The sequence below is a fragment of the Anabaena sp. UHCC 0253 genome (assembly GCF_009712085.1).
In the GTDB taxonomy this organism is placed as follows: Bacteria; Cyanobacteriota; Cyanobacteriia; order Cyanobacteriales; family Nostocaceae; genus Dolichospermum.
Window position 1 is genome coordinate 148,338 of sequence record NZ_VILD01000003.1, and the last position, 7,322, is coordinate 155,659.

The window sequence follows — 7,322 nt, forward strand, 5'->3', positions numbered from 1 at the left end:
CATGGTATTCACGCTGAACCAATTACTTTTGGTTTTAAGTTAGCTGGTTGGTTAGCGGAAGTATTACGACACAAAGAACGCTTGCAAATTTTGAGGAAAACTATTGCTGTTGGTAAAATATCCGGTGCGGTGGGAACTTACGCCAATATTGAACCTCGTGTAGAAGCGATCGCTTGTGCAAGACTCGGACTCAAACCTGATACTGCTTCCACACAGGTAATTTCCCGTGATATTCATGCTGACTTTGTGCAACAGTTAGCATTACTCGCTGCATCCATAGAACGTTTTGCTGTAGAAATTCGTAATCTGCAAAAAACAGACGTTTTAGAAGTGGAAGAATTTTTCGCCAAAGGGCAAAAAGGTTCTAGTGCAATGCCTCACAAGCGTAATCCCATCCGTTCTGAACGGTTAACAGGGATGGCGCGACTGGTGAGAAGTCATGCAGGAGCAGTTTTAGAAAACGTCGCTTTATGGCACGAAAGGGATATTTCCCACAGTTCTGTAGAACGAGTGGTTTTACCAGATGCTTGCATTTTGACTCATTTCATGATGCACGAAATCACCAACTTGGTAAATAACCTGTTGGTTTATCCCGAAAATATGGCTCGAAATCTCAACTGTTATGGCGGAGTCGTCTTTAGTCAAAGAGTATTACTCACTTTAATAGACAAAGGACTTAACCGCGAAGAAGCATATTCTATAGTTCAAGAAAGCGCCCACACAGCATGGAATAAACCCGAAGGAAACTTCCGTGATTTAATCAGCAAAGATCCTCGTGTCGCTCAAAACTTGTCACCAGCAGAGATAGAAGCCTGTTTTGATCCACAACATCATCTCCAGCATTTAGAACAAGTTTATCAAAGACTAGGTATTTAAGCCTGGAGGCTGGGGATTGGGGATTGGTAATTGGTGATTGGTAATTGGTGATTGGTGATTGGTGATTGGTGATTGGGAAACTTATTTCCTGCTCCCCTGCGCCCCTGCTCCCCTGCGCCCCTGCTCCCCTGCGCCCCTGCTCCCTTCCTTGCCCCAATGACTATTTTTAACGCCAACCTACTGAGAATCCGGGTGGTTGCTATGAATTCTGCCGTTGAATACGTTCACTCAAAGGACTGTATTTGGAAGCTAAACGCGCCCTTCCAGCCGCTGCCCATTCTTGGAGTTTCTGAATCTGCTCGACAGCAGTTCGGGCTAAAGGGATAATTTGACTAGCGGCTTCTAAAATATCATCTGTGGTGAAATCGCGGTTTTGGCTAAAGCCTATGTGCATGGCTTCAATTAAAGTTTGCTCAATTTCTGCTCCAGAAAAGTCGGGGGTTTCGTAGGCTAACCGCTCTATTTCATAGCTGTTCAAGTTATGGGGACGTAAGCGAGATAAATGCACATTAAAAATCGCTTTTCTTTCTTCTTGGCTAGGTAAACCGACGAAGAAAATTTCATCAAATCGGCCTTTCCGCAGCATTTCTGGTGGTAAGGCTTGAATATCGTTAGCAGTGGCTACGACAAATACAGGGGAAGTTTTTTCGGCTAACCAATTGATAAAAGTCCCAAATACTCGGCTGGTAGTGCCGGCATCACCTTTGCTACCCAAACCAGAAAAAGCCTTATCAATTTCATCAATCCAGAGTATACAAGGCGCAAGGGCTTCTGCTACCTGTATCATTTGCCGAGTGCGGGATTCGGATTCACCTACTAAACCGCCAAATAAACGCCCTACGTCTAAGCGTAACAGAGGTAAATGCCAATGATGGGCGATCGCTTTGGCTGTTAAAGATTTTCCAGTTCCCTGAATTCCCACTAACATTAATCCACGGGGATGAGGTAAACCATATTGGCGGGCTTTTTCGCTAAATGAACCACCGCGGCGAATTAACCAATCTTTCAAATTATCCAAACCACCAATATCAGTGATTTCTTCAGTGGCGGGGTAAAAATCGAGAATTTGGGTTTGGCGGATTGTTTGACGCTTTTCTGCTAAGACTAAATCTACATCTTCTGGTTGTAATTGTCCATGGGAGGCGATCGCTCGCGCTAATACCCGACGAATTCTTTCCATGGATAACCCTTGACAAGAACGCACTAAATCATCCAAAAATCTACCAGAAGGGGAATTATTAGTTGCTGCTAATAATCGTTCTACCTCGGTTTTGATTTCTAGGGCGTTGGGTAAAGGAAATTCAACCACTGTCAATACTTCTGTCAAATCGTCAGGAATAGCTACCCGTGGTGATAATAAAACAATATTTTTCGGTTGCGATTTCAGCAGTCGGGCTAAATTCCGGAGTTTACGAGCGATCGCCACATCGTCCAAAAACCGATGATAATCCCGTAAAATTAATACCGCAGGTGCAGTAGCTGTCAATTTTTCGACAAACTCTAAAGCCTGTAATGGGTTACGTTTGCCAAATCCTACATCATTAGGACTTCCCTGATACCCATCCACGAAATCCCAAGTGTACACTGGACGATTACCTTGATTGATCGCCTCTTCTCGAATCGCCGCTTCCACTCTTTCCTCTTCATAGGTGGGAATATAAATTAATGGGTAGCGGGCGCGGAGTAAAAGTTTAAATTCATCACGGAAATTCATAAGAAAGCAGAAATTTTTAATGTTAGGAAAAAATGAAATTTGATGTTATTACTCAAAGTAATACTTGGTTTTCTTATTTATCAATTGTATATTGTCCATTGTTAATTAATACCTTGTCCAAATCAAAAAAAGTCTTGATTTGTAGGTTGGGTTAAGCGACAGCGCAACCCAACAAATACGTCGGGTTTCACTTCGTTCTACCCAACCTACAAAAAATGGACAAGGTATTGTTAATGGCAGGGGATTAATTCACAATATTGACATTTCTAATTGTCTGATGTATTCCGAATATACCTAATAGTATCATAATAATGCCAACTATTAAAATTTTTGTTTGGATGAGACTAATTCCTACTAATACTACAACAGACCACAAAATTTTTTTTTAAGATTATCGGTTTTTTGTTTTTTCACCCTCTTTTGTTCTTTATAAAGTAAATCTTGAACAAGATTACGGTTTTCTGGAGATTGCAAACATATATGATGGAAATAATGAACTTGACCATTTATGCGATGTCGAATTGATGAATCTTGATATAAAGGTAAGTCGCAAATAGAACAGCTTTTAAAAATATAAGCATTAATTCCCTCTGTGATAGGATGACCACATTTATTGCAGTGCCAAGAAGTAGTTGATTTAATTATATAATGATTTGTTTTACATAAAGGACATTGGATATTAGTATAAATATCGCTATTTTTCCATTCTGAATCTACTTTTGCACGACATTCATCATGAAATTTTTTCGTGGAAATTTCATGTTTAGTCACAGGAAAGTTTTGACGACAAATTAAACAGTTGTTATATAAAACTTTATAATCTTCTGTTTTGCAATGAGGACATCTTGTCAGTCGGCTACTAACAAAGCCATTACATTTTATACACTTAAGTAATTCATCTGCCATCTTTTTATTTATAGTTTAATTGTCAGTATTTTCAATTGAAAAGGGGAAAAGAAATTTGGTACTTAGATAAAAACACTAAGAAACTAGTCTCAAAAACCTATGCCCAAATAATTTGTTTATTGATATATATCTTTGTCATCGCTCTGGATGAGTTTGAGATTTTTGTGTCTTCAAAAAAATCTGAACCTCCATATATTTACTGAGGTTGCTTTCCTGATTAGACTAATATATCATACATATTATATATGGATAAACTTCTAGTGGGAAGGAAGTATAATATAAATTATAGCCAAGACACTTGCTTGCAGTCGGTGAAGCCAGTGGTGTAAAATTTATGATAGCCAGGAGTGGAGAATTTCCTGGCTAATAACTTGATTTAAACTTGCAATAATCCCTCTGGATTGACTGTTAAAAGCGATCGCCTTTGTAATCCTTCTTGATGTAAAATTTCATTAGCAGCTAATAATCCACTGCTGACTGCTCTTTCCATTAAACCACAGGGAAACGGCATTTTTACCCAATCACCAGCAAAGAATAAGTTACTAATATTTGGGTTTGTTTCTGGACGTTCTTTGTAACTATAGGGAGGATAACCAGAAAAGTTATGTTGATTGACTAATTCCCGATGTAAAACTTTAGCTGTTTTCAATTCCGGAACAATATCATAGAGTTCATTTTCAAAGGTTGTTAATAAGTCTTCTTGGGTAGGAAATGCTTTTTCTTTATAACAGTATGCGTGTAGTTCTACCACACTTCCTCCTGTTTTTTCTGCCCAATCAATAAATTGTTGTTGAATGCGATGATAGAGAGTAATACTATCAGTGAGTGCATAACCAGACAAAGAAGTAAAATTACTATGTTCCCATTGAAAATCTTGATCAAGCCAGAAACGACAGACAGCAAAAGGATCAGCAATACTCAATTTTTCAATTTGCGATCGCACTTGTTTATCAACATTCCCATTCATCCGTTTAAATAATTGTTGAACTCCAGGAACATCTGTAGCAAAAACATAATAATCTGCACTGATAATTTCTGGTGCTGATGATGTTTGATTAACTGCAACTAATTGCAATTTATCATCCTGTTTTTCCATAATTTTAAACGTTGCTAAATCTCTTTTAGCAGGTCCCTTAACAACCTTCCCATCAGCGGTAAATACTGCACCATGACAAGGACAATGAAACTGTCCATCTGCTGCTTTTTTGACAGTACAACCTTGATGGGTACAAGTCAGAGAAATTGCTGTTTGACTATCATCAGCAACTGCAAAAACCTCATCAGCAGCACCAAAATATGTCATTTTTTCATCGTTCATAGTAGAGTTGCGCTGAACTGAAAAAGGGACATGATCTTGATTGTCATCTACATAATATTTAATTCCTGAAATTTTCCCCGCTTTAGTGACAATTTCACTCACATTTACATCTGTGATAATTTTCCCATTTTTTTGAATACTTTCAGCAATAGGTTGGACTAAACTTGTCCCCATATCATCTTTTGTGCCATTAAAAGCCAGTCCTTCGGGATTACCAAAAAAGTAAAAATGGAAGAACTGCATTAATTCACCTACACTCATTAAATCTGGTGAATTTAAACTAGATTTAGCAAAAGGAAGGAAATACAAATCATATAAACCTTGGGGAAATTCCGTTTTTACCCAATCCGCAACAGATATATGATCAAAACGTTGATAATTTTTTTCTCGCTGAAAACCACTAATAGCTTGAAAAACCTCTAAATGCTTAAACTTGGTCAGATTAATCCCCCATTTTAAGCGATTAGGAGAAGCGATCGCTAAATCTACAATATTCCAAGGAAAAGCCGAATGTGTCGGACGAAATACCTCTGGTTGATATTGAGAACCACGATAAACTAAAGAATAAGAATTTAAGGATTTGAAATTATCCTTGATCTCTAATTCTGATACTAAACTATTTAAGTTATAATATTGGGGAAAAAACCCATGAAACCCATGTTCCATCATAAAAGTTTCACCCACAGCCTCAATTTTCCAACTGGCAATTTTGCCACCAAGTTGGGGAGACTTTTCTACAAGTGTAACTGTAAATCCTCGCTGAACTAATTCATAAGCACAAGCTAAACCGGCTAAACCCCCGCCAATTACAACTACACTTTTATGATTATTGATCATTCTGGGTAACTCCAGAGTATCAAGTTGAAAAATTGTTGGTTGTGGTTTACTAAAACGGGAATATCCAGTGACTCCGACAATAGTCCCTACACCAAATAATTTTAATAATGTCCGCCGGGAAATGGTAGATACTTCTGGTAAACTAATTTTTTGGCTCATGATTAATGCAATTAAACTTTCACGATGAAATACAGCAGCAAATGATAAATAGAATTTAACAGCTTTTTCTGTAAATTGCCAATGTATAATCATCTTAAATATCCCAGATTTCTTGCAGAAGTCAGGGATATAATGTGGTAAAATTAGATATTAACTAATCAAAATGAAGTATTGGCAAGAAACTATTGCTGTCACTCAGCGGATTTTAATTGAACTTTTCCGACGCAGACGCAGCCTCATTTTTTGGAGTATTTTTCCCATTTCAATTTTAATCCTCAACGCATTTATTTTATCAGAACGGGCAAAATTCACAATGGCTGTAGCTTTTGAAAACGCTGCACCGTCAACATTAGTAGGTGCGGCACTTTTTTTTAGTTGTTTGGGTGGAAGTGTCGCAACTGTAGTTGCAGAAAGAGAACAACAAACCCTCAAACGCTTGTTCATTTCTCCCTTAAGTGGCACATCCTATTTTTTAGGAATTTTCCTCGCTCATAGTACCATTGGTATAGGACAAACTCTGCTGGTTTATACTATTGCTGCTTTTTGGGGTGCAACATTTAAAGGTTCGATTGTTTTGGGAATCACAATTATTTTATTAAGTATAGTGGCTTATGTTGGTTTAGGCTTTATTTTGGGTACACAATTAGCACGCAGAATTGAAGATGTTAATGCTTTAGTTGCGGCTTTTGGAGTTCCTTTATTAATTTTAGGAGGAGCATTTTTACCAACTTCTTTATTTCCCAAAACCCTCTTAGATATTGCTCAATATAATCCAATATATCACATGAATGAAGCCCTCTTAGGAGTTTCTGCTCAGGGAAATAATATCAACGATATTCAATCACACTTTATTTTTCTCTTATTGTTTGCATTAGTTATGTTAATTTGTGGTTGGTTATCTTATAGAAGGATGTTAATGGTAGAAAGGAGATTGTAATGTATCCCCTCAATATATCGGGGAAAGAGTTATTCAGGCATCCATGACAAACCAAAAGAATTGAGAGCAGATTTTTCGCGAATAATAGTTGCCAAAAAGGGAATATTCCCAGTCTGAGAAATGCGGTCACGGATATATTCAAAAAAACTGATACCCAACTGACGAGTAGTAGCAACAAGAGACATAAAAGTATCCCAAGCCTGAGTACCTTCAAGAGTTTGAGTGGCATAACTAATATTACGCCGTTGCACCATTGTCCTAGCAGCTAACTCTGCCGGATTATTATGCAAAGGCAATTCAGGATGCTCTAATACTAAAAGCAACTCGGAAATTTTTAGCAGCGTTAATCGTTTTCGCTCATCCAACTGTTCATAACCAGTTTGAAGCGAAAAAAGTTTCCAAAACTCAGACCGGAGTTTTTCAGCCTTTTGTTGACTGGGAGAATCTTTGTAAGCAAGTAAGTCTCGGTAGTAATCCCAGAAATCATCCAGAAAATCTTTTAAAATCGTTTGGTGACAAGCAATAAACGGACTTAACTTTTTATAATGTCTTCCCTCATGCACCCAACACAAAGC

General features: G+C 37.8%; 6 protein-coding genes. 2 read left to right on the top strand and 4 right to left on the bottom strand.

Annotated elements, in window-relative coordinates; all coding sequences use genetic code 11:
• A partial coding sequence (gene purB, locus FJR38_RS08970) for an adenylosuccinate lyase (RefSeq protein WP_168536580.1) occupies positions 1 to 876 on the top strand: 876 nt, incomplete at its 5' end.
• A 199-nt stretch (positions 877 to 1,075) separates the two neighbouring features.
• On the opposite strand, the gene FJR38_RS08975 is transcribed toward purB, so the two are convergent.
• From FJR38_RS08975 to FJR38_RS08985, 3 genes are all read right to left on the bottom strand, one after another.
• Positions 1,076 to 2,590 (bottom strand): AAA family ATPase, encoded by a 1,515-nt coding sequence (locus FJR38_RS08975; protein ID WP_168498396.1) that lies wholly within the window; start codon positions 2,588 to 2,590, stop codon positions 1,076 to 1,078.
• A 360-nt stretch (positions 2,591 to 2,950) separates the two neighbouring features.
• On the bottom strand, positions 2,951 to 3,496 hold the full coding sequence (locus FJR38_RS08980) for a hypothetical protein (protein WP_168536582.1): 546 nt from the start codon (positions 3,494 to 3,496) through the stop codon (positions 2,951 to 2,953).
• Between the two features lie 376 nt (positions 3,497 to 3,872).
• The gene (locus FJR38_RS08985) at positions 3,873 to 5,810 is read right to left on the bottom strand and encodes an FAD-dependent oxidoreductase (RefSeq protein ID WP_168537200.1); all 1,938 of its coding nucleotides are present in this window, start codon (positions 5,808 to 5,810) and stop codon (positions 3,873 to 3,875) included.
• 163 nt (positions 5,811 to 5,973) lie between these two features.
• On the opposite strand from FJR38_RS08985, the gene FJR38_RS08990 reads away from it, so the two are divergent.
• Positions 5,974 to 6,747, top strand: a complete 774-nt coding sequence (locus tag FJR38_RS08990; RefSeq protein ID WP_168536584.1) for an ABC transporter permease — start codon at positions 5,974 to 5,976, stop codon at positions 6,745 to 6,747.
• A 29-nt stretch (positions 6,748 to 6,776) separates the two neighbouring features.
• On the opposite strand, the gene FJR38_RS08995 is transcribed toward FJR38_RS08990, so the two are convergent.
• Positions 6,777 to 7,322 (bottom strand): transposase (locus tag FJR38_RS08995; protein WP_168536586.1); only part of this gene is annotated, 546 nt, incomplete at its 5' end.

Excerpts from the sequence above, each read along its gene's own strand:
- FJR38_RS08990 (WP_168536584.1), top strand. The coding sequence starts at position 5,974 with ATGAAGTATTGGCAAGAAACTATTGCTGTCACTCAGCGGATTTTAATT.
- FJR38_RS08975 (WP_168498396.1), bottom strand. The coding sequence starts at position 2,590 with ATGAATTTCCGTGATGAATTTAAACTTTTACTCCGCGCCCGCTACCCA.
- FJR38_RS08985 (WP_168537200.1), bottom strand. The coding sequence starts at position 5,810 with ATGAGCCAAAAAATTAGTTTACCAGAAGTATCTACCATTTCCCGGCGG.
- FJR38_RS08980 (WP_168536582.1), bottom strand. The coding sequence starts at position 3,496 with ATGGCAGATGAATTACTTAAGTGTATAAAATGTAATGGCTTTGTTAGT.